This window comes from Bradyrhizobium sp. A5, from assembly GCF_042076515.1.
Classification (GTDB): Bacteria; Pseudomonadota; Alphaproteobacteria; order Rhizobiales; family Xanthobacteraceae; genus Bradyrhizobium; species Bradyrhizobium cosmicum.
Genome location: NZ_CP148990.1, coordinates 5,774,437 through 5,793,249 on the forward strand (window position 1 = coordinate 5,774,437; position 18,813 = coordinate 5,793,249).

At 65.1% G+C, this 18,813-nt stretch carries 18 protein-coding genes; 8 read left to right on the top strand and 10 right to left on the bottom strand.

The genetic code is table 11. The annotated features are described in order from the left end of the window. Positions 1 to 135 precede the first annotated feature (135 nt). Complete coding sequence (locus WHZ77_RS27400; protein WP_375310808.1) at positions 136 to 336, top strand: hypothetical protein; 201 nt, start codon at positions 136 to 138, stop codon at positions 334 to 336. 862 nt (positions 337 to 1,198) lie between these two features. On the opposite strand, the gene WHZ77_RS27405 is transcribed toward WHZ77_RS27400, so the two are convergent. Both WHZ77_RS27405 and WHZ77_RS27410 read right to left on the bottom strand, forming a co-directional pair. Continuing rightward, positions 1,199 to 2,416 carry an NAD(P)/FAD-dependent oxidoreductase gene (locus tag WHZ77_RS27405; protein ID WP_375310809.1) on the bottom strand — a complete coding sequence of 406 codons (1,218 nt, stop codon included), beginning with the start codon at positions 2,414 to 2,416 and terminating at the stop codon, positions 1,199 to 1,201. A gap of 117 nt (positions 2,417 to 2,533) precedes the next feature. Further along, a complete protein-coding gene (locus tag WHZ77_RS27410) occupies positions 2,534 to 3,493 on the bottom strand; it encodes an AraC family transcriptional regulator (protein ID WP_375310810.1) in 960 nt (319 codons plus the stop codon). A 318-nt stretch (positions 3,494 to 3,811) separates the two neighbouring features. On the opposite strand from WHZ77_RS27410, the gene WHZ77_RS27415 reads away from it, so the two are divergent. Beyond that, entirely contained in the window at positions 3,812 to 4,867 is a 1,056-nt protein-coding gene (locus tag WHZ77_RS27415; RefSeq protein ID WP_375309069.1) for an IS110 family transposase, read from the top strand. Positions 4,868 to 5,158: 291 nt separating this feature from the next. Here the strand turns inward: WHZ77_RS27415 and WHZ77_RS27420 are convergent, their stop codons facing one another. The 4 genes from WHZ77_RS27420 to fliI form a co-directional block, all read right to left on the bottom strand. Further along, entirely contained in the window at positions 5,159 to 6,214 is a 1,056-nt protein-coding gene (locus WHZ77_RS27420) for an anti-sigma factor domain-containing protein (protein ID WP_375310811.1), read from the bottom strand. A gap of 206 nt (positions 6,215 to 6,420) precedes the next feature. After that, positions 6,421 to 6,966 (bottom strand): sigma-70 family RNA polymerase sigma factor, encoded by a 546-nt coding sequence (locus WHZ77_RS27425; RefSeq protein ID WP_375310812.1) that lies wholly within the window; start codon positions 6,964 to 6,966, stop codon positions 6,421 to 6,423. A 178-nt stretch (positions 6,967 to 7,144) separates the two neighbouring features. Continuing rightward, positions 7,145 to 7,564: a flagellar export protein FliJ gene (gene fliJ, locus WHZ77_RS27430; RefSeq protein ID WP_008138882.1), complete on the bottom strand. Its 420-nt coding sequence runs from the start codon at positions 7,562 to 7,564 to the stop codon at positions 7,145 to 7,147. Positions 7,565 to 7,679: 115 nt separating this feature from the next. Beyond that, positions 7,680 to 9,005 carry a flagellar protein export ATPase FliI gene (gene fliI / locus WHZ77_RS27435; protein WP_375310813.1) on the bottom strand — a complete coding sequence of 442 codons (1,326 nt, stop codon included), beginning with the start codon at positions 9,003 to 9,005 and terminating at the stop codon, positions 7,680 to 7,682. A gap of 429 nt (positions 9,006 to 9,434) precedes the next feature. Here fliI and ctrA point away from each other — a divergent pair, with 429 nt between their 5' ends. The 4 genes from ctrA to WHZ77_RS27455 all read left to right on the top strand — a co-directional run bounded on the left by ctrA (position 9,435) and on the right by WHZ77_RS27455 (position 11,477). Further along, entirely contained in the window at positions 9,435 to 10,136 is a 702-nt protein-coding gene (ctrA, locus tag WHZ77_RS27440) for a response regulator transcription factor CtrA (protein ID WP_015688285.1), read from the top strand. A 170-nt stretch (positions 10,137 to 10,306) separates the two neighbouring features. After that, positions 10,307 to 10,711 (top strand): DUF350 domain-containing protein, encoded by a 405-nt coding sequence (locus WHZ77_RS27445; protein WP_039146000.1) that lies wholly within the window; start codon positions 10,307 to 10,309, stop codon positions 10,709 to 10,711. 14 nt (positions 10,712 to 10,725) lie between these two features. After that, on the top strand, positions 10,726 to 11,118 hold the full coding sequence (locus WHZ77_RS27450) for a hypothetical protein (RefSeq protein WP_375310814.1): 393 nt from the start codon (positions 10,726 to 10,728) through the stop codon (positions 11,116 to 11,118). 98 nt (positions 11,119 to 11,216) lie between these two features. Further along, complete coding sequence (locus WHZ77_RS27455) at positions 11,217 to 11,477, top strand: hypothetical protein (protein ID WP_375310815.1); 261 nt, start codon at positions 11,217 to 11,219, stop codon at positions 11,475 to 11,477. 193 nt (positions 11,478 to 11,670) lie between these two features. Here the strand turns inward: WHZ77_RS27455 and WHZ77_RS27460 are convergent, their stop codons facing one another. Both WHZ77_RS27460 and WHZ77_RS27465 read right to left on the bottom strand, forming a co-directional pair. Next, on the bottom strand, positions 11,671 to 11,997 hold the full coding sequence (locus tag WHZ77_RS27460; RefSeq protein WP_375310816.1) for a hypothetical protein: 327 nt from the start codon (positions 11,995 to 11,997) through the stop codon (positions 11,671 to 11,673). Positions 11,998 to 12,009: 12 nt separating this feature from the next. Continuing rightward, a complete protein-coding gene (locus WHZ77_RS27465; RefSeq protein WP_375310817.1) occupies positions 12,010 to 15,045 on the bottom strand; it encodes a hypothetical protein in 3,036 nt (1,011 codons plus the stop codon). A 314-nt stretch (positions 15,046 to 15,359) separates the two neighbouring features. On the opposite strand from WHZ77_RS27465, the gene WHZ77_RS27470 reads away from it, so the two are divergent. Next, positions 15,360 to 15,527 carry a hypothetical protein gene (locus WHZ77_RS27470; RefSeq protein ID WP_375310818.1) on the top strand — a complete coding sequence of 56 codons (168 nt, stop codon included), beginning with the start codon at positions 15,360 to 15,362 and terminating at the stop codon, positions 15,525 to 15,527. A gap of 3 nt (positions 15,528 to 15,530) precedes the next feature. Beyond that, the gene (locus WHZ77_RS27475) at positions 15,531 to 16,691 is read left to right on the top strand and encodes a glutathionylspermidine synthase family protein (protein WP_375310819.1); all 1,161 of its coding nucleotides are present in this window, start codon (positions 15,531 to 15,533) and stop codon (positions 16,689 to 16,691) included. Between the two features lie 56 nt (positions 16,692 to 16,747). On the opposite strand, the gene WHZ77_RS27480 is transcribed toward WHZ77_RS27475, so the two are convergent. After that, positions 16,748 to 17,620, bottom strand: a complete 873-nt coding sequence (locus WHZ77_RS27480) for a CheR family methyltransferase (protein WP_375310820.1) — start codon at positions 17,618 to 17,620, stop codon at positions 16,748 to 16,750. Then, on the bottom strand, positions 17,617 to 18,813 hold the full coding sequence (locus WHZ77_RS27485) for a chemotaxis response regulator protein-glutamate methylesterase (protein ID WP_375310821.1): 1,197 nt from the start codon (positions 18,811 to 18,813) through the stop codon (positions 17,617 to 17,619). Before WHZ77_RS27485 ends, WHZ77_RS27480 begins: the two co-directional genes overlap by 4 nt.

The window sequence follows — 18,813 nt, forward strand, 5'->3', positions numbered from 1 at the left end:
TTCACGCTGTGTCACGCTCTTGTGATCGCCCCTTGGGAACGAATCCCCGCAATACTAGGTTGTTGGGCATCGGAAGTATGAACCTGCCTCAACAAGGCGGGGACTACTTCGGGTAGATGGCGGCAGGAGCCTTCCATGAACCACTCGATTTACAGCGCAGATCGCTCGACCCACCTGAAGATCGTGATTGTTGCGCTCGTTGCCGGCATCACGGTGGCGGGCTTCGGCATCACCGCGCGTACGAGTTCAGACGAAGGATTGACCCAGACCGCTCGCGTCATGAAGGCCGGCAAGCCGATGGCCATCACCAGCTCGAACGTTTCGCTCGTTCGCTAAGGAGACATGAGTTTCAGGAATTCACGCGGCTCTTTACCAGCCCCCCAAAGTCGCCACGTGGATATGTAGACGACCCCAACCCCAAGTCGACTACAGAAAGCGCCCGCCCCCCACGGGCGCTTTCTCATCTCTGGGGTGACGTTTCGGTCGGGCGCAGACGCCGCCGCAAATTCGGCAATGACGGGGGCATGGCGCCGCTCTTTCAATTCGCACCGTCATCGCAGACACAGCTTCGCATCCTCGCGGCGTGTTTCGCCCGAGCTTTGCCTGGTCGTCTCACCCTCGAATGAAAGAGGGCGCAGGGAAGACCGGGTGCCGGCCGGGCACCCACGGTCCACTGTGCGAAAGGTGGCAACAGAATTTGCACAGCGGCATACAGGTGAAGCCAAACATCCGGCCTTCCCTGCGCAGTGGTTTTACGGCTTATGTCGCGCTCTCGTCGGGGAGCGATGCACTATTGCCCCCGTCGCCTTGCAGATGGCTGATGCGCGGGTCCGGTTGGACCCCACCCATCACCGCAACACTTGGCGCACAGACCCCGGGCGCCAGGACCACACGATTTTGCCGTACGCGAGATCACACCGGTCGTGCGTGCGATGTGCGTCGCTCACGGTTTCCCGCCCTGCGATCACCGTCGCACCAGTGTGGCCCACGTCCACCGCCGTCCGGCCCGCGTTCGTGACGATCGCGATACGCCCCTCTTCCTTGGGCCGGAGTGGCGGTTATATACGCCGTTTCCGAATTTCGGTAAAGTGGAATATTTTACGTTGCACGCGTTGCCCCACTACTGGCGTGTTTTGCCCGTCGGCAACGCAAGGGCTTGTATTCCAGCAAGCACGCGCGCGGGCGACGCCGCCTACGACTACCGCGCCCCATAGGTCGGGGGCGGCGCCTGCACTGTCGGGGCTGCGGCGGCGAAGAGATCGACCCTGCTGCCGGCAAGCGGCGGATAGATGCGCTTGCGATTGATGGTCTGTTTGGTCGCCTTTGCGGCCGCGCCGGTGGCGCGGACCTCGCGATCCCACCCTTCAGTGTAGAGCGCACCCCAACCGCCGAGATCGAGCACTGTCACATACCAGTCGATCCGCAGCGGCAGCATCGGTTGGCCCACGAGATCGGCCACCACATTGTGGCCGGCGAAGCGGCCCATCGGGCGGGCGAACTGGCAGGACATCACGGTCGGATGCAGTCCGTCGACCACGCTGGAGGCGACGTCGCCGGCCGCGAACACGCCGGGCAGATCCGCAACGTGCATGAAGGGATCGACCAGAAGGCGCCCGAGCCGATCGCGCGCGCCCGGAAAGCTCGCCGCCAGCCGGCTCGCCCGCATGCCGGCGCACCAGATCACCGTCTGGGCCGGGATGAACTCGCCCGAGCTCAGGCGCAAGCCGGCGGCCTCGATCGACATCACACGCACGCCGAGGCGTGTCTCGACCTCGAGCGCGGCCAAGGCCGTCTCGATCACGGGACGCGCATGCGCGCCGATGGTGGCGCCGACCGCCGGATTGGGATCGACCAGGATGATGCGGCGGCTGCCATTGATGCCGGCGCGCGCCAGCCTGTCCGGCATCTCGGCCGCGACTTCGATGCCGGTGAAGCCGGCCCCGACCACCACGACCGTGGAACGCCCCGGCGACGGCGCGCCGCGCCCAAGCGAGGCGAGATGGTCCTCTAGGCGAAGCGCCGCGGCATAGGTGTCGACGTCGAAGCCATGATCGGCAAGACCCGGAATGTCGGGACGCATGACTTCGCTGCCGAGCGCCAGCACGAGCCGATCATAGGCGAGCGCCTCCTCGCCCCGGCTGGTGACCAGCGAAATCTCGCGCCTCGCCGGATCAATGGCTTCGACCTCGCCGATGCCGTGCGTGACGCCAATCGGATCGAGCAGTCGCTCGAGCGGAAGCACGACCTCGCTGAGATCGGCTTCGTAATTGCGCACCCGGATGTTGTGATATGGATTGCGATCGATGAGGCGGATCTCGATGTCGGTGTCAGCACCGATCTCGTCGCGCTTGCGCGCGGCGCCGATGGCCGCCCACAAGCCTGCAAACCCCGCACCGAGCACGACGATACGCGCCATGTCCGCCTGCTGCACTATCCGAAGGAACCCAGCGGTCTGCTCCGCGCAGACAGATATACCCCATTCGTCCGGATCGACCAAATGCGGCGGGACCGCTCCGCTGCACAAAATCGCCGCTCAGGCCTCGCGCAGTTCCGACGGCGTCGCGCCGAAGCGCTTGCGGAAGGCGCGATTGAAATAGGACAGGTCGGAGAAGCCGGAGGAATGCGCGATGTCGCTGATCTTGCGCGCCCGCGCGCGGGGATCGCCGAGCAGTTTTCGCGCCAGGAGAAGGCGCTGCTCGAGCACGAATTCGGTGAAGGTCGTGCCGGCCTGCTCGAACAGGCGCTGGGCCTGGCGCGGGCTGAGCCCCGAACGCGTCGCGACCTCGGAGAGGCAGAGATCGTTGCGCCCGAGCGCGGCCATCACGTCGGCGCGCATGAGATCGAGACGTGCCGCCGCGTGTCCGCGCCCGCGTGCGAGGCTGGCATGTTCGGCATCGGTGCCGAGCAGGAGACCGATGAGATCGACCATGTGCTGCGCGGTCAGGCGCTGGCCGACGGCGTCCAGATGCGGCGCGTGATTGGCAGCGAGCGCATGGTAGCGGAAGATCGTCTCGGCGAGCGCCCCGTCGGAGAGCGGCTGCGACAGCTTGTCCTCGGCACGCGGATTGATGTCGAGCAGCGCGCGGCGCGGCATGCGGATGGTGGTGAAGCGGTCTTCCTCGGTGTGGCCGACGGTACCGGTGACGCCCATGTCGACGAGCACCATCTGCGCGGGCGCAAGCTCCACGGTATGGCCGTTCTGCGCGACACAGACGAGGCCGGCATGGGCCGCGATCAGGACGAGATCGTCGCTGCCGTCGGCCAGCCCGCCTTGCGTGCGCGAATATTGCGCCGAGGCGCCTTCCGGAATCGCCAGCGCGATGTTGTCGACCACGCTGACCTGAAGCCGGCAATCGATGCTGTCGCCGTGGCTCGGCCCGATGTCGAGGCCGCAGGACCCGAAGGCCCGCTCGCGCCAATGTTCGAAGGCCGGACCGTTCGGCAGGCCCGCATATTGGTGGACGAAGATGCCCGGCGTCCTTGCTGCATCCATCTGAGTTCTAGCCCCTCTCCGGCACCATGATCGTCGGCACCGACTGCAAATTCCGGGCATTTGACGCCGCGAAATGGATGGAGGTTCAAATCCGGGGCGGATTCAGTGAGGCTTGTCGGGATGCGACGGCGAGATGGACCGTGGCGACAGCTTTGCGCGCTCGTAGTAGATGGGGTAACGGGCCGGCCGCCCGCTCGCTACGGCGCGATTTGGAAGCGCGCTCGCGAGCGGCCTGTTGGATGGAAGGCGGTCGTCCCTCAAATTGATGGTGTTTAACGGAGTCGGGCAAGCCCGCTCCAAGCATCATGAGGGACGACCGTGTACCACTATGCAGGAATTGACGTGTCTTTGGAATGCTCGAGCGTTTGCCTGGTGGATGGAGCGGGCAAGATTTTGCGCGAGACGAAGGTTTTGAGCGAGCCGGAGGCTCTGATCGGGTGGTTCGGGTCGCTGGGGCTGACGTGCGAGCGGATCGGTCTGGAGGCAGGTCCGTTGTCGCAATGGCTGTACGCGGCGATGCGGGATGCAGGACTTGCGGTCGAGCTCTTGGAGACGCGGCACGTGCGCGATGCCTTCAAGGCAATGCCGGTGAAGTCAGACCGCAACGATGCGCGCGGGATCGCCCAGCTGATGCGGCTGGGCTGGTTCCGGCCGGTGCACTGCAAATCCGTTGCATCGCAGGAGACGCGGGCCATTCTGACGGCCCGCAAGCTGCTGCAGTCGAAGCTGCAGGATGTCGAGAACAGTCTGCGCGGCGTGCTGCGGGGCTTCGGCCTGAAGGTCGGTAAGACCACCGAGCGCACCTTCGCCGAACGTATCCGGGAACTCGTCGCCGGTCACCCCGGACTTGAGCTGGTCGCCAAGGCGCTCCTCCAGGCCCATGCCGTGCTACTCCAGGAGTTCAAGAGCCTGGACAGGCACACCCAGAAGCTCGCCAGAGCGCAGCCCTCCGCCAAGCTCCTGATGACGACGCCTTCCGTCGGTCCGATCGTGGCGCTCACCTATGCTGCGGCGATCGACGATCCGAAGCGCTTCCGTTCCTCGAAGGCCACTGGCGCACACTTTGGTCTGACCCCAAGGAAATACCAATCAGGAGAAACCGACTATACCGGCCGCATCAGCAAGATCGGCGACGCCTCCGTACGCGAGGCGCTCTACCAGGCGGCTCACGTCATGCTGACCAAGCCGCTGAAGAATTGTTCGGCGCTCAAGAGCTGGGCCATGCGGATCGCCAATCGGGCCGGCATGCGCAAGGCCAAGGTCGCCCTGGCACGCAAGCTTGCCGTCATCCTGCATCGCATGCTCGCCGATGCCAAACCCTTCAACCCCGAGGTCAAAAACAAGGCCAAGGTCATCGCCATGGCCGCAACTTAAACAAGGAAGCATCAATCGGTTCTGGGGGAGTCACGACATCAGGCTCTCCCTGAGCGAGGTCCCTAGCCGGGACGATGGATCCGGTCAGGCCGCCATCCGGGAAGTGGGTCATAACCACGCTTCCGTAGATTGGCCGGCCGGCTCCTCAAATGCACCCCATCAGGCGACGGCCTTCGCGCCGATCCCGTACAGAAGCAAGTGCCCGGCAACAGGATCGCGCAAAAAGGGATTGACTAACCAGGGCCCGTTACAGAAGCCCGGATGGAGCACCGGGCTACGACATCAGGACACCTATTTTTTAGCGGGCGCCTGCGGCTGAGACGGCGGCACGGTCTCGATCAGCTTGCCGGAAAACACCGGCGCCGAGGTCGGCTGGCCATTGGGCGAGCCGCCGGCCTGCTCGACGGTGACGGCGTAGGTTGCGCCGTTGACGACGTCGGCATCGTAGGAGCCGAGCACCGGACGCGCGGTGAAATCGCCCGACCCGATCACGCCGAGCGAACGCGGACGCGCCAGCTTGTCGGAGATCAGCCAGAGCTCGAAGCTCTTGCCGGGCTCCGGCGTCGCGCCGACCTTGCGCACGGTAAAGTTCCTGGTCGTGCCGTCGATGGTGAGAATGAAGGCGGGGCCGCCGCCCTGGCCCTGCAACAGCGCGACATATTGCGACGACGCCGTGAGCGGCGCCGGCGTCTTCACCTCGACCCTCTGGACGCGCGGCGCAGGCCGCAAGCCGCCCGGCAGCGCGTCGGGCTGGAAGATCTGAAGCGACAGCGTCACCAGCAGCGCGGCCGCGAGCGCACCGACGGCGGATGCGATCGTTCGCCAGCGCTTCACCCGGCTCTCGAGATAGATCACGTTGGTGTTGTCGGCGGCCGGCGCCTGCGGCGTACGCACGACTTCAGGATCAGGCGCGTGGACCTGCGGCATGAATATCGGCGTGACGTCGGAAAGCGCGTCGGACGCCGGTCGCGTTATCTGATCCGGTTCGGGAGGCTGCGGCTCCGGTTGCTGCGTGCCGTCCGATGACGATTGCGGCGGCGCAGCTTCGAGCGAGGAAAACTCCGGTGCGGGTGGCGGCGATGGCGATGCTTCCGACAGCGCAGGCGGCTCCTGCGCGAAGGCCGTCCGCGCAAGCTCCAGCTTGATGTTCTCCCACACGATCGGACGCGGCTCGATCGAGCCGACCATCTGGTTGAGGACGCTGAGCCGGTAGGCCCACCCCTGCACGATGTCGGCGAACGCCTTGTCCACCGCCATCATGGTCTCGACCTGCGCGCGCTCGCCGGCGTCGAGCGTACCGAGCGCATATTCCGCGGCGAGCGCGATATGGTCCTCCGTGTAGGCCATCAGTGTCCTTCACCTCTCCCATAGGGAGAGGTCGATTTGCACCTCGCGATGCGTAGCATCGTCGAGACCAAATCGGGTGAGGGGTCCAGGTCCCATGAGAGAGCACAGCCCCTCACCCGGATTGCATCTTGCGATGCAATCCGACCTCTCCCTACGGGAGAGGTGAAGCGAGAACGCTGCGCCAGCATCGACACTCTCGTCATCCTCTAGAGTCCAAGGCACTCGCGAATATCCAACATGCTGCGCCGCAGCCACGTCTTCACCGTGTTGACGGGCGCTGAAAATTTCTCCGCCAGTTGCTCGCGGCTCCAGCCGTTGTAATAGGCGAGAAGCACCAGCCTCTGACGGTCCGGCTCGAGCCGGCCGATGCATTCCAGCAGCCGCTTCAACTCCTCGGTCATCTCTCTTCGCGCCAGCGGATCGGGGCTGTCGCTTGCGACATCCATCGCCTGCGGCTCCTCCTCGATGGAGACTTCCGTCTTCTTGCGGACGATGTCGATGGCGCGGTTGCGCGCGATCGACGCCATCCATGTGATCGGCGACGACAAAGCCGGATTGAACTGGCCGGCGCTGTTCCAGATCTTGACGTAGGTCTCCTGAATGACCTCCTCCGAGAGATCCTGCCGGCGCAAGATACGGAGCACGACGCCATAGAGTTTCGCGCGCGTGGCGACGTAAAGGCGCTCGAACGCGGCCTGATCGCCCTTCGCCACCGACTCTATCAGCCCGACCAGCTCTGCTGGCGTCAGCATTCAGCCCCCCACGCACGGCCCGTCGCGTTCCGCGCAGACCCTGGCACTTCGCTACCATAGCGCGCGGCAAAGCCCGTCACCAAGCGGCCGGGCGCCACGCTGTGGATAGCAGATGCGAAAACCCGGACCTTGCGGGTCCGGGTTTTGCAGATTCTTGCAGGTTCAGGCGGCCAGCACCTCAGGCGACGGCGCCGATCCGGGCGCGCATCAGGCCGATGCTGTCGAGGTCGGCCTGCTCGCGGGCGTTCTCCTCGGCGCGTTCGCGGGCCTGGTCGCGCTCGTCGAGGAGCTCGACCTTCTTCAACTCCTCGAAGGCCTCGGCCAGCGCGGCCTTGGCTTCATCGAGCTGGCCCTTCAGCTCGTCGGCCGAGCGGGTCAGGTTCTCGCGGCGCTGGATCGCGGCCTTGGCATAGGTCGGATAGGCGAAATGCGAGGGATCGTTGATCCCGGCGCGCTCCTGCTCGGTCGTGATCTCGCGTTCAAGATCGGTCGACATCCGCTGGAAGTCCGCGATCATGGTCTCGATCTGAGTGACCCGGCGGCGCTTCTCGTCGACCTGAAATTTCTTCAGGCGGATGAGGGTATCACGTGACTTCATCGACTCATACTCCCCAGAAGTCCCTTGGCTGCACGTGGGACGTCACCGGTCTCCCCACAGGCCCCGATAGGGCCAAGACCGGCTCTGCTACTCTGGGGATGATGACCTGACAAAGTTAGCGTTCCGTTTCCAAATTGCCCAGGATTTGCGCCAATTGCCGGTAGCCGTCCGCGAGCGAGGCATTTTCGTCCTTGCGCTGGCGCAGGAAGGCCTCGAGCGGCTCATGCAGGCGGATCGCCTCGTCGACCTCGGCGCTGGAGCCGGCGCGGTAGGCACCGAGCCGGATCAATTCCTCCATGTCGGCATAGGTCGCCATCACCTGGCGAGCCCGCTGGATGACCGGCCAGAACTGCGGATCGGCCGATTTCGGCATGGTGCGGGAGACGGATTTGAGGATGTTGATGGCGGGGTAGCGGCCGCGCTCGGCGATCGAGCGCTGCATCACGATATGGCCGTCGAGGATGCCGCGGACCGCGTCCGCGATCGGCTCGTTGTGATCGTCGCCGTCGACCAGCACGGTGAAGATCGCGGTGATCGCGCCCTCCCCCAGACCCGGCCCGGCACGCTCCAGCAGCTTCGGCAGTTCGGTGAAGACGGTCGGCGTATAGCCCTTGGCCGTCGGCGGCTCGCCAGCGGACAGGCCGATCTCGCGCTGCGCCATGGCAAAGCGCGTCACCGAGTCCATCAGGCAGAGGACGTCCTTCTCCTCGTCGCGGAAATACTCGGCGATCGCGAGCGTGAGATACGCGGCCTGGCGGCGCATCAGCGCCGGCTCGTCCGAGGTCGCGACGACGACGACGGAGCGCGCCAGGCCCTCGTCGCCGAGGTCGTCCTGCAGGAACTCCTGCACCTCGCGACCGCGTTCGCCGATCAGCCCGATCACGCTGACCGCGGCATCGACGTTGCGCGCCAGCATCGACAGCAGCACCGATTTGCCGACGCCGGACCCTGCGAAGATGCCCATGCGCTGGCCGCGGCAGCAGGTGAGGAAGGTGTTCATCGCGCGCACGCCGAGATCGAGCGGCGCGCCGACGCGCTTGCGCGAATGCGCCGGCGGCGGCGAATTGCGGTACGGCATCGGCGCCGGACCCTGCGGCAACGGCCCCTTGCCGTCGATCGGTTCGCCCAGCGCGTTGACGACGCGGCCGAGCCAGGCCGCGCAGGGCCGCACCTGGTTGGCGGCGTTGGCGATCACCGCCTTGCAGCCGCGGCGCACGCCATCGAGGCCGGCGAACGGCATCACGACGGCGTTGTTGCCGGAGAAGCCGATCACCTCGCAGGGAATGTCGCGGCCGGCGCCGGTCTCGATCACCAGCCGCGCACCGACCGACATCGCGTGGATCGGGCCGGCCACCTCGACCATCAGGCCGCGAACGCCGACCACGCGGCCGTAAATGTTGATGCCGTCGATATCGCCGATCTGTTCGGCAAGAGCCTTCATCGGACCGCCTTCATGAGAGGGTCTTCATTAAGGTGCGCGCCTTCATCCCAAGGGCCTTTGAGGCGGAAACCTTAAGTTTCGCCATATTTCTGAACGGCGCTTAACTTCGTGTTTACCCGCATCGTTAATCATTGCGTCACTGTCTTTGTGACTGAGCGTGGCTCCCCTTCAGAAGAAGGCTGAGTCGCGGGAGTCGGTTAGGCCCGTCTCTTAAAGTGGAACTTGAACGGAACCGGGTGACGAAAGCTGCTTCACACGCAAGACCTTAGGGCGATTCGATAAAAATTGCACCGGGGGGACTTGCGTTCCAGAATCAGGATTTGTTAACCATCTGTTGTCAGGATCCGAATCAGTTGTTCAAAGGCGTTTTGTGAGTGCCGCGAATGCGGCCGACCTGACGCCCAGGAGCGGCGACTATGGGGAACTGGCATGCGCGTTTTGCTGATTGAAGATGACAGCGCCGTCGCGCAGTCGATCGAGCTGATGCTGAAGTCTGAGAGCTTCAACGTCTACACGACCGATTTGGGGGAAGAAGGCGTCGATCTCGGTAAGTTATACGATTACGACATTATTCTTCTCGACCTCAATCTGCCCGACATGTCCGGCTACGACGTGCTCAAGCAGCTTCGGGTCTCCAAGATCAAGACACCGATTCTGATCCTCTCCGGCCTCGCCGGCATCGAGGACAAGGTCAAGGGTCTCGGCGTCGGCGCCGACGACTACATGACCAAGCCCTTCCACAAGGACGAGCTGGTTGCCCGCATCCACGCGATCGTGCGCCGTTCCAAGGGTCACGCCCAGTCGGTCATCCAGACCGGCGACCTGGTCGTCAACCTCGACACCAAGACGGTCGAAGTCGGCGGCCAGCGCGTGCACCTGACCGGCAAGGAATACCAGATGCTGGAGCTGCTCTCGCTCCGCAAGGGCACGACCCTCACCAAGGAAATGTTCCTCAACCATCTCTATGGCGGCATGGACGAGCCCGAGCTGAAGATCATCGACGTCTTCATCTGCAAGCTCCGCAAGAAGCTCGCCAACGCCTCCGAAGGCCGCAACTTCATCGAGACCGTGTGGGGCCGCGGCTACGTGCTGCGCGAGCCGCACGAGCAGGAAGAGCGCATTCCCGCCTGATCCTGGGTTTACCCGCGAGCCCCTCGGGGCTCGCTCCTCCCAGCCTGGACCCCGCCGCAAATGGCGGGGTTTTGTTTTTTGGGGGACGCGCGCGCGGCTCCGTCGTCCTCCCGGAATTGAACCGCTATCCTCCTCCCGCCGACGAATGGTCGCTGCACGATGGGGGAACGATGATCCTGCAATCACTCGCCGGCCTGCCCGCCTTCCTGGTCTATTTCTGCACCGGCCTGATCGCGATCGTGGCGTATCTGTTCGTCTACACCCGCATCACCCCGCACGACGAGTTTCAGCTCATCCGCGACAACGAGCCGGCCGCGGCGATCGCGCTCGGCCTCAGCCTGCTCGGCTTCGTGGCGCCGCTGGTCAGCGCGATCGCGCATTCGGCCAATGTGCTGGACTGCCTGATCTGGGCCGTGATCGCCCTGATCGTGCAGATCATCGTCCTGTTCCTGGTGAAGGTGCCGGTGCCGAACCTGTCGGCGCGGATCGCCGCCGGCGAGCTTGCCCCGGCGATCTGGCTCGGACTGTCCTCGCTCGCCGCCGGCCTGTTGAACGCCGCCTGCATGATCTACTGACGTGATCAACTGACATGGCGAACAAACCCTCCAGCAAACAGTTCGGCAAACGCCGGCCGCCAGCCGAGCCGCCGCCGCGCCCTCCGGCGAAGCGCTCCGGCCATGTCGCGCTGCTGGTGATGGGCACGATCGCGGTCGGCACCACCGCCTACACGCTGATGCCGCGGCAGACTTGCGAGCCCTCTCCTGCCGGAACGGATGCAACGGTGCAGACGAGCACCGCTTGCAACAGCAGCAGCAGCCGCAGTTCATCGAGCGGCGGCGGCTCGTCGCGATCGAGCTTCTTCAGCAGCGACTCTTCGAGCCACTCCTCGTCGGGAACGTCGTCCGATTCTGGCCATAGCAGCGTCACCCGCGGCGGCTTCGGCTCGTTTGCGCATGCGTTCGGATTTTCAGGGCACAGTTAAACCGCGCGGGATTGAGACACGTCAAATCGCAGACGTGGCGGCTCTGTATCCTGGGCTTTGTTGACGCCCGGCATGGGCGGCAAAGTCGAGGTGCAAAGATGCGTACGATCGTGACGACGGCACTCGCTCTCCTCGCGCTGACATCGCTGACTGCCGCGGTGCAAGCGGCGCCCTGTCCGCCTGGCATGGTGCAGGTCTGCGAACCGGGCGCGCGCAACCGCCCGCCGGCCACGCCGGAGCGGTGCCGTTGTGAAAATGCGCCGGGCAGTGGGAACATGGGTGGCGGCGGCAAGGCCGAGATTCACAAGAAGAACGTGCCGACTGTGAAGCCGAACAAATCGCCCGGCCCCAACAATTGAGCGCGGAGCAGGGCACAAGCCGTCGGTGAACCAAGGCAAATCGCCAGGACCGGCTGCAAGACCGGCCGCAAGACCGGGCGACTGACGCGAACGCACCAATTTTCCCGGAGCGCGACGGCAGGGATGCCATCGCGCTCGATTTCTTGATTGCACGATCGCGGCGGGCGCGCCTCACGACGCGCGCGCATCGTCTCTACTGCAGTTTCTTCGTCGTGTCGGGCCGCGGCGGCTCCGGCTGCGGATTCAGCCAGTTGTTGCCCTGCACGGGCTTCTTGCCCGCCATCGGCGGTTCGGGCTGCGGATTGAGCCAATTCGTCCTGGGGTGCTCGACCTTCAAACGCTTGGTCTTCTTCGCAGGCTTCGGCGTTGTCACCGTCGCTTGCGCCAACCTGACCGGCTGCTGCGCGCCGGCCGGCGCCGTGACGTCGGCAGGGCTCGCCGCGCTCGCGACGTTCAAGGCGGCAACGCAGGTGAAGCCTGCGATCGCGAGTGTCGCCAATATGAACTTTCCACGCATCATGAGAGGTCTCTCCTATTGTTCGATCTGCCGGCGGATGCGCGGCGGGACCGGAGCCGGCCGGATGACCGGTCTCGGCGTGAAGCGCTTCGGTGGCACGACACGCTTCGGCGGCGCCGGAACGACGACGACCGGCGGACGCCGCGGCGGCGGTGTGACGATCCTGCCGCGCTTGCCGGGAACGATGATCGGCGCCGGCAGATGCGGCGTGGCGGGTACGAAGGTCGTGCCTCCCGCGGGGACGCATTTGCGCTTCTCGGCATCGGGCTTCTGGCCGGCCGGACAGCACTGGCCGCCGGCCGTCGCCTGGCCTGCGCGACAGCACGAGCCGTTCGGCAACTGCACATAGCCGGCGAAGCAGGCGCCCGTGCTCGGCGCTGCATTCACGACGCACTTTCCTTCGACCAACGATTGGCCAGTCGGACAAGTGCATGCCGCCTTGACGCCGGCCACTGCACTGGCACCCGGACAGCACTCGCCGGTCAACGGATCGGTGGTCGTTCCCGGCGGGCAGCCGGCCAACGAGCCGCACGTGTTGTCGTTCTGCGGCTTGGTGCCGGCCGGACAGCAGGTGCCATTTGGCGTCAGCTGCTCGACCTTGCAGCCCTTGTCGAGCTGCGGTTTGCAGCCGCCGTCGGGTTGCGGCTTGGACCCAAGCGGACAGCATTGCCCCGTGGAGGAGAGCTGACCCGGGGGGCATGCGTTCTGCTGCGTACCGCAGCTGCCATCCGGTTGCGGCTTGGAGCCGGGCGGGCAGCACTGACCGCTCGACGACAATTGCTCGGGCGGACACGGCTTCTTCATCGGGTAGCAGCTTCCGTCCGGCTGCGGCTTGCTGCCGACGGGACAACAGATGCCTTTCGAGGACAACTGGCCTGGCGGGCAGCCTGGCTGCAGCGGCTGGCCGCATTTGCCGTCGGGTCCGGGCAGCATGCCGTTGGGGCAGCACTGATAGGCCGCATACGCCCACGACCCGCTCGGGCACAGCTGCTGGCAACTGCCGTCGAGGCCGGGCTGAGGGATGGTCGGCCATTGCGTCGGCGGACACGCCTTTCCCTGAGCCGTCGGCTTGCAGCCGAAGAAATTGCCCAACGGATCGGGCTCGAAGCCCACCGGACAGACCGGCGACTTGAACGTGGGACAGTGATAGCCGTTGCCGTCATACACCGCCTTCGAGCCGTCGAGGCATGTCAGCTTCGACAGATCATTGGGGTCGAACGAGTTCGGATCAAAGCCTTGCAGGCAGGCCTCCAGCTTGCCGGGATCGGTCGATCCATCCGGACACGGCGATATGCACTGCCCGTTGGGGCCCGCATAGGTTCCGATCGGACAGCACTGGAAACCAGGCTGTTGCGTGGTGCCGGGCGGACAGGCGCATTGATTGCCGGAACCGGGCGGGCAATCGAGCAGAGGCGGCTTCTTGCCGTGCAGGCGATACCAGAGATATCCCGGGAATAGTTCGACGCGTGGCCGGTACCAGCCCGGAAGATTGAATCCAGCCTGGCCGCAGACGCGCAAGATCGCGATGTCGCCGAGATGGCCGCGCGCGGCCGGATCCTGGAACTGGTCGTCGTAGTCGATGAAGTAGCTCTGCCACGGCGGCGCGTTGGCCGGCACCACGGCGGTGGTGTCGTTGCCCTGCACGCCATTCACTTCCGCCGGCCCGCCCGCTGCGAGCATCGCGGCGATGGCGGGATCGATCGCGCTGCGCAACTGCTCGCCGGTCGACCACAGGAACTGGCCGCAGGAGGCACGATCGACGCGGCCCTGCTCGTCGTAATTGAAGCCGATCGCCACGCCGCCATTGCCGTTGCGCATCTGGCGCGCAAAACCGATCGCATATTCGTCGGCCTGCGACTGCCATTGCGGCCCGGCGGTCCCCGGCGGCACCGGCAAATAGCGCAACACGCGGCCAGTCGCCTCCGACGTCAGCACGTTGAAATCATAGGCTCCGCTCGGCGCAGCGCGCTCGGCGAGCAGCATGCGGCCCTGATCATCGAAAGCGATCTTGGAGATCTCGCTCGGGCCCGGACCGGCCGCGACGCTGACCTCCAATCGCGGATCGGCCCCGAATGTCGGACCGATTGCCACCGACCAGATCTGCAGATCCTTAGCGACCGCGTAATAGAGGCGTCCGTTGCGGACGCCGAGACCGAAGATCAGGCGCTGCCGGTTCGCATAGCCCCAGGTCGCGGCATCGCCGGTTCGAAATTTCGGACTCGCAATGTCGAGACGCCCCGCGGGATCATAGGGAACCGGCTGCAGGCCGGCCGCGTCGCGTCCCTGCACGCCGTGATCGTAACGGCCGCGCTCGTTTCCGGCCGGGTCAAGCGCATGGATCATACCGGTGGCGCGGTCGGCAACAAACAGCGTCTTCGAGGCGGCATCAAAGGCAAGGCCTCCGAGCGCCGGACCGGGATTGGTTGCACCTGCGAGCGCGACGTTGGCGAACAGCCGGACTTCACCGGTGACGCCGTCAATGCGCCAGATCGAACCGGGCCCGCCGCCAAGCTGCGCCGGTCCGAACAGCCCCGGCATGAAGGCCGCATTGGCCGCGCCTTGCTTGGCACGATTGAGCTGGCCTCCACTGCCAGGAGTGACGATAGGCAAGCCATAGACCGATGTCGCCGCGACGAACACGTTCGGCGGCGTCGCATTGTCGAGCGCGACGCCAAACAGCTGGCCCGTTTGCCCCGCCGTCGCGGTAAACGGTTTGGGCGTCGTCAGCAACTGTGCCTGCGGCGGTGCGCCCGGCGCCTGAAGGTCGACCACGCGCGCGGAAGGTCCGTTGAGATCGATGAAGGTCCTGTCCGCCGGATCGACACCCGGCGCGATCGTCGCCGGCAACTGGGCGCCGGCAAATCCCGTCACAACCGCATTGCCGTTGGCAAGGATGCCGGCAGGCTGTGCCACGACCGCATCGCGATGGCCGCAGAAGGCGAGCAGCACGAACGCCGCGACCGCAAACCTGAGCGCTCCGGGCCCCAGCGTCCCATGAGCTCGATCAACATTCTGCCTGCGCGACGTCGAAGGAAGCGTCTCGGATTGCATGGGCACTATCCTCATTCTCACGATGAGACCCGGCCAGCAGAATTGATTTTATCGGCATCAACAGACGCCACTTTTTTGGGATCGAGACGAAGCCGCGGCAGGCCGACATTTCCTCACGCCGGGCTATGACCCAAGCATCAAAGTGGCAGGGAAGAGAGATCAGTACGTTGACACACGTCAAAAGCGGCGGTCGCGCCGACTTTGGAGTTCGCAATAATAAAATGCCGCGAATTGGCGGCTTTCGCTTGTCCTTGGACCAGCAGGTGTTGGAAACTACCCGGGTACGCTAGCTAGCCAGTCGGAGGCCACGATTCATGAAACGTTCGCGACGAGCCATAGTCGCCTTGACGGGGAGCGCCACGATCCACGCCGGCCCCGGCATCGACCGCAAGGCCAATTGCCGCCCGGTCCACCACCGTGGCTTCGACGGCGCGTTGCACCGCTGTCATGGCCATCGCGGCCATGGTCATGGCGGCGGCTGATCCATGCGGCGCATTGTCTGTCCCGAGCGCGACGATTGGCGGCAGACCGCCGCGCAATGCGGCTTCTCCTTCCATACCATCGACGGCGAGCGCTATTGGGATGAGAGCGCCTATTACGGCTTCACGCTCGACGAGATCGAGCGCGGCGTCGAGACGCCGACCGGCGAGATCGACGCAATGTGCCTTGAGCTCGCCGGTCGCGTGATCGGCGATGAGCGCCATCTGCGGCGTTTGAAAATTCCGCAAGCGTTCTGGAGTTTGATCACCGAAAGCTGGGAACGCGACGACCGCAGCCTCTACGGCCGGCTCGACCTGAAGTTCGACGGCAAAGGACCGGCTAAGCTGCTCGAATACAATGCTGATACACCGACCTCGATCTTCGAGGCCGCCGTGTTTCAATGGACCTGGCTCGAGCAGGCGATCGAACGCCGCATCATTCCGGCACGAGCCGACCAGTTCAACTCCATCCACGAGCGGCTGATCGCGGCGTGGAAGGAGATTGCCGCCGGCCGCCATGTCCATCTCACCGGCACCACCGGCAACGAGGAGGACGCCGGTACGCTCGCTTATCTCGAGGACACCGCGCGCCAGGCGGGGCTTTCGACCACGCTGCTCGACATCGAGGCGATCGGCTGGCGCGACGAGCCCGACGGCTTCGTCGATCTCGTCGATCGCGACATCGCGTTCGCCTTCAAGCTCTATCCATGGGAATGGATGTTCCACGATGCCTTCGGCGCAAAGCTTGCGGGCGCGCCGACGCGCTGGATCGAGCCACCGTGGAAGGCGGTGCTCTCCAACAAGGGCATCCTGCCACTGCTCTGGGAGATGTTTCCGAACCATCCCAATCTGCTGCCGGCCTTCTTCGAGGACGATCCGCGCGCCGCTGAACTCGGGACATCCTACGTGCGCAAGCCGCTGCTGTCGCGCGAAGGCGCCAATGTCACGCTGGTATCCGGCGGCATGCCGCTCGAACAACAGGAAGGTCCCTATGGCGCAGAAGGGTTCGTGCGGCAGGCATTGTCGCCGCTGCCGAATTTTTCTGGCTTCTATGTCGTGGTGGGAAGCTGGCTGGTGAACCACCAGCCGTGCGGCCTGTCGATCCGCGAAGACGAGAGCCCGATCACGGGCAACCGCTCGCGGTTTCTGCCGCACGCGATTTTGTGAGGCCTGTCATTCCGGGGCGCTCGCAAAGCGAGGGAGCCCGGAATGACAGATAGAGATCACCTTGCGGCGGCAATCTTCAGCGATTGCGGCATCAATCCGCCCATGGGACGGCCGGATCGCGCGGGGTTGAGCTGATAGAGACCGCGGCGGTCGGAGATGGGACGGAATGCATCGGTGATACCGACGACGGATTCGGCGGCCCCGAGCAGCAGCGTGCCGTCGGCCTCCATGCACTTCGCCATGCGCTCGAAGATCACCGCCTTGGTGTCCTGGTCGAAATAGATCAGCACGTTGCGGCAGAAGATCACGTCGAACGTGCCGAGATGGGAGAAGTCCTGCAGAAGATTGAGCTGGCGGAACTGCACCATCGCGCGGATATCGGCGTTGAGCTGCCAGATTTCGCCAGCTTGCGTGAAATACTTCACCAGGTGCTGGATCGGCAGGCCGCGCTGCACCTCGAACTGGCTGTAGACGCCCGCCCTGGATTTCTCCAGCACCTCCTGCGACAGATCGGTGGCGACGATCTCGATGCGCCAGCCGGCGAAGGCAGCGCCCATCTCCTTCACGCACATTGCGATCGAATAAGGCTCCTGCCCCGTCGACGACGCCGCCGACCAGATCCGCAACGACTTGCGCGCCGCCCGGGCCTGGAGCAGGCCCGGCAGGATGGTTTCGCGCATATGATCGAACGGGATCTTGTCGCGGTAGAAGAAGGTCTCGTTGGTGGTCATCGCTTCGACCACGTCGGTCGCAAGCCGGCCATCGCCGTTCCTGATCTTCAGCACGAGATCGGGAATGCCGGGAAGGCTTGCCTTGCGGGCAAGCGGCAGGAGCCGGCTCTCGACCAGATATTGCTTGTCGGCGGAGAGATCGAGGCCGGAGCGCTCTTTCAGGAACTTGCGCAGATATTCGTAGTCCGCAGGCGTCACGTGCGGTCCCCCGCGAACAGGCGATTGACCTTGGAACCGATCTGGTTGAGCGGCAGGATCGCCGAACAGATGCCGGCATTGGCAGCCGCGCCCGGCATGCCCCAGACGACGCTGGAGGCTTCATCCTGCGCGATCACGCTGCCGCCGGCTGCGACGATATCCTTGCCGCCGCGCATGCCGTCCGAGCCCATGCCCGTCAGGATCACGGAGAGGATGTTGCCGTGCCAGATGTCGATGGCGGAAGTGAACAGCGGATCGACCGCGGGCTTGCAGAAATTAACGGCGGGGCCATCGTCGAGTGCGATCGCTGCGTCCGCGCCGTTGCGTACGACGCGCATGTGCTTGCCGCCGGGCGCCAGATAAATCCGTCCCGGCTTGACCAGCTCGCCGTCGACCGCCTCGGCTGCCGGCTTGCGGCTGGAGCGCGCCAGATGCTCGGCAAGAATGGTGGTGAAGGTCGGCGGCATGTGCTGCGTGATCAGCACCGGGAAGCGGTCGATCACCGGGCCGAGCTCGGTGACGAGCGCCATCAGCGCCTGCGGGCCGCCGGTCGAGGAGCCGATCAGCAGCACCTTCGGTGCCTGGCTCGAGAACGGGCGCGTGGACAGTATCCCCGACGACGGCGCAGGTACGGCAGGAGCCGGCGCAGCGGGCCGCGCGACTGGTCCGCGTACGGCCGGAGCCGCGCTGGGGCTCGCGGGCGCCAGCGGCGGGCTCGCAACCGCGGGCTTGCGGCGCAGCCGCGCACCGAGGTGACGGATTTTCTGGATCAGGTCGTGATGAAAGATGTCCGCGGCCGACGCCTCGCGCGTCGATTCCGGCTTCGGAATGTAATCGGCCGCGCCGAGCGACAGCGCCTTGAAGCTGATCTCCGCGTTGCGGCGCGTCAGCGTCGAGGCCATGATGATGACGAGATCGCGCTTCTTCGCCAGCAGTTGCGGCAGCGCCGAGATGCCGTCGAGCTCGGGCATTTCGATGTCGAGCACGGCGACGTCGGGGTTGATGCGTTCGATCTGGTTGACCGCCTCGAGCCCGGTGCGCAGCGAAGCTGCGACCTCCATGTCGTGCTCGGCGCCGACCCAGCGCGAAATCAGGCCGCGTATGACGACGGAGTCGTCGACGATCATCACCCGCAGCGGACCCGCTTCGCGCGACGGGCTCGTGGTCGAATTACCTGCGAACGAAACACTCAT

Coding starts and splice junctions, on each gene's coding strand:
- WHZ77_RS27460 (WP_375310816.1), bottom strand. CDS start 11,997: ATGATGCGTGGAAAGTTCATATTGGCGACACTCGCGATCGCAGGCTTC.
- WHZ77_RS27400 (WP_375310808.1), top strand. CDS start 136: ATGAACCACTCGATTTACAGCGCAGATCGCTCGACCCACCTGAAGATC.
- WHZ77_RS27450 (WP_375310814.1), top strand. CDS start 10,726: ATGGCGAACAAACCCTCCAGCAAACAGTTCGGCAAACGCCGGCCGCCA.
- WHZ77_RS27405 (WP_375310809.1), bottom strand. CDS start 2,416: ATGGCGCGTATCGTCGTGCTCGGTGCGGGGTTTGCAGGCTTGTGGGCG.
- WHZ77_RS27425 (WP_375310812.1), bottom strand. CDS start 6,966: ATGCTGACGCCAGCAGAGCTGGTCGGGCTGATAGAGTCGGTGGCGAAG.
- WHZ77_RS27475 (WP_375310819.1), top strand. CDS start 15,531: ATGCGGCGCATTGTCTGTCCCGAGCGCGACGATTGGCGGCAGACCGCC.
- ctrA (WP_015688285.1), top strand. CDS start 9,435: ATGCGCGTTTTGCTGATTGAAGATGACAGCGCCGTCGCGCAGTCGATC.
- fliJ (WP_008138882.1), bottom strand. CDS start 7,564: ATGAAGTCACGTGATACCCTCATCCGCCTGAAGAAATTTCAGGTCGAC.
- WHZ77_RS27485 (WP_375310821.1), bottom strand. CDS start 18,813: ATGAGTGTTTCGTTCGCAGGTAATTCGACCACGAGCCCGTCGCGCGAA.
- WHZ77_RS27465 (WP_375310817.1), bottom strand. CDS start 15,045: ATGCAATCCGAGACGCTTCCTTCGACGTCGCGCAGGCAGAATGTTGAT.
- WHZ77_RS27455 (WP_375310815.1), top strand. CDS start 11,217: ATGCGTACGATCGTGACGACGGCACTCGCTCTCCTCGCGCTGACATCG.
- fliI (WP_375310813.1), bottom strand. CDS start 9,005: ATGAAGGCTCTTGCCGAACAGATCGGCGATATCGACGGCATCAACATT.
- WHZ77_RS27410 (WP_375310810.1), bottom strand. CDS start 3,493: ATGGATGCAGCAAGGACGCCGGGCATCTTCGTCCACCAATATGCGGGC.
- WHZ77_RS27420 (WP_375310811.1), bottom strand. CDS start 6,214: ATGGCCTACACGGAGGACCATATCGCGCTCGCCGCGGAATATGCGCTC.
- WHZ77_RS27445 (WP_039146000.1), top strand. CDS start 10,307: ATGATCCTGCAATCACTCGCCGGCCTGCCCGCCTTCCTGGTCTATTTC.
- WHZ77_RS27470 (WP_375310818.1), top strand. CDS start 15,360: ATGAAACGTTCGCGACGAGCCATAGTCGCCTTGACGGGGAGCGCCACG.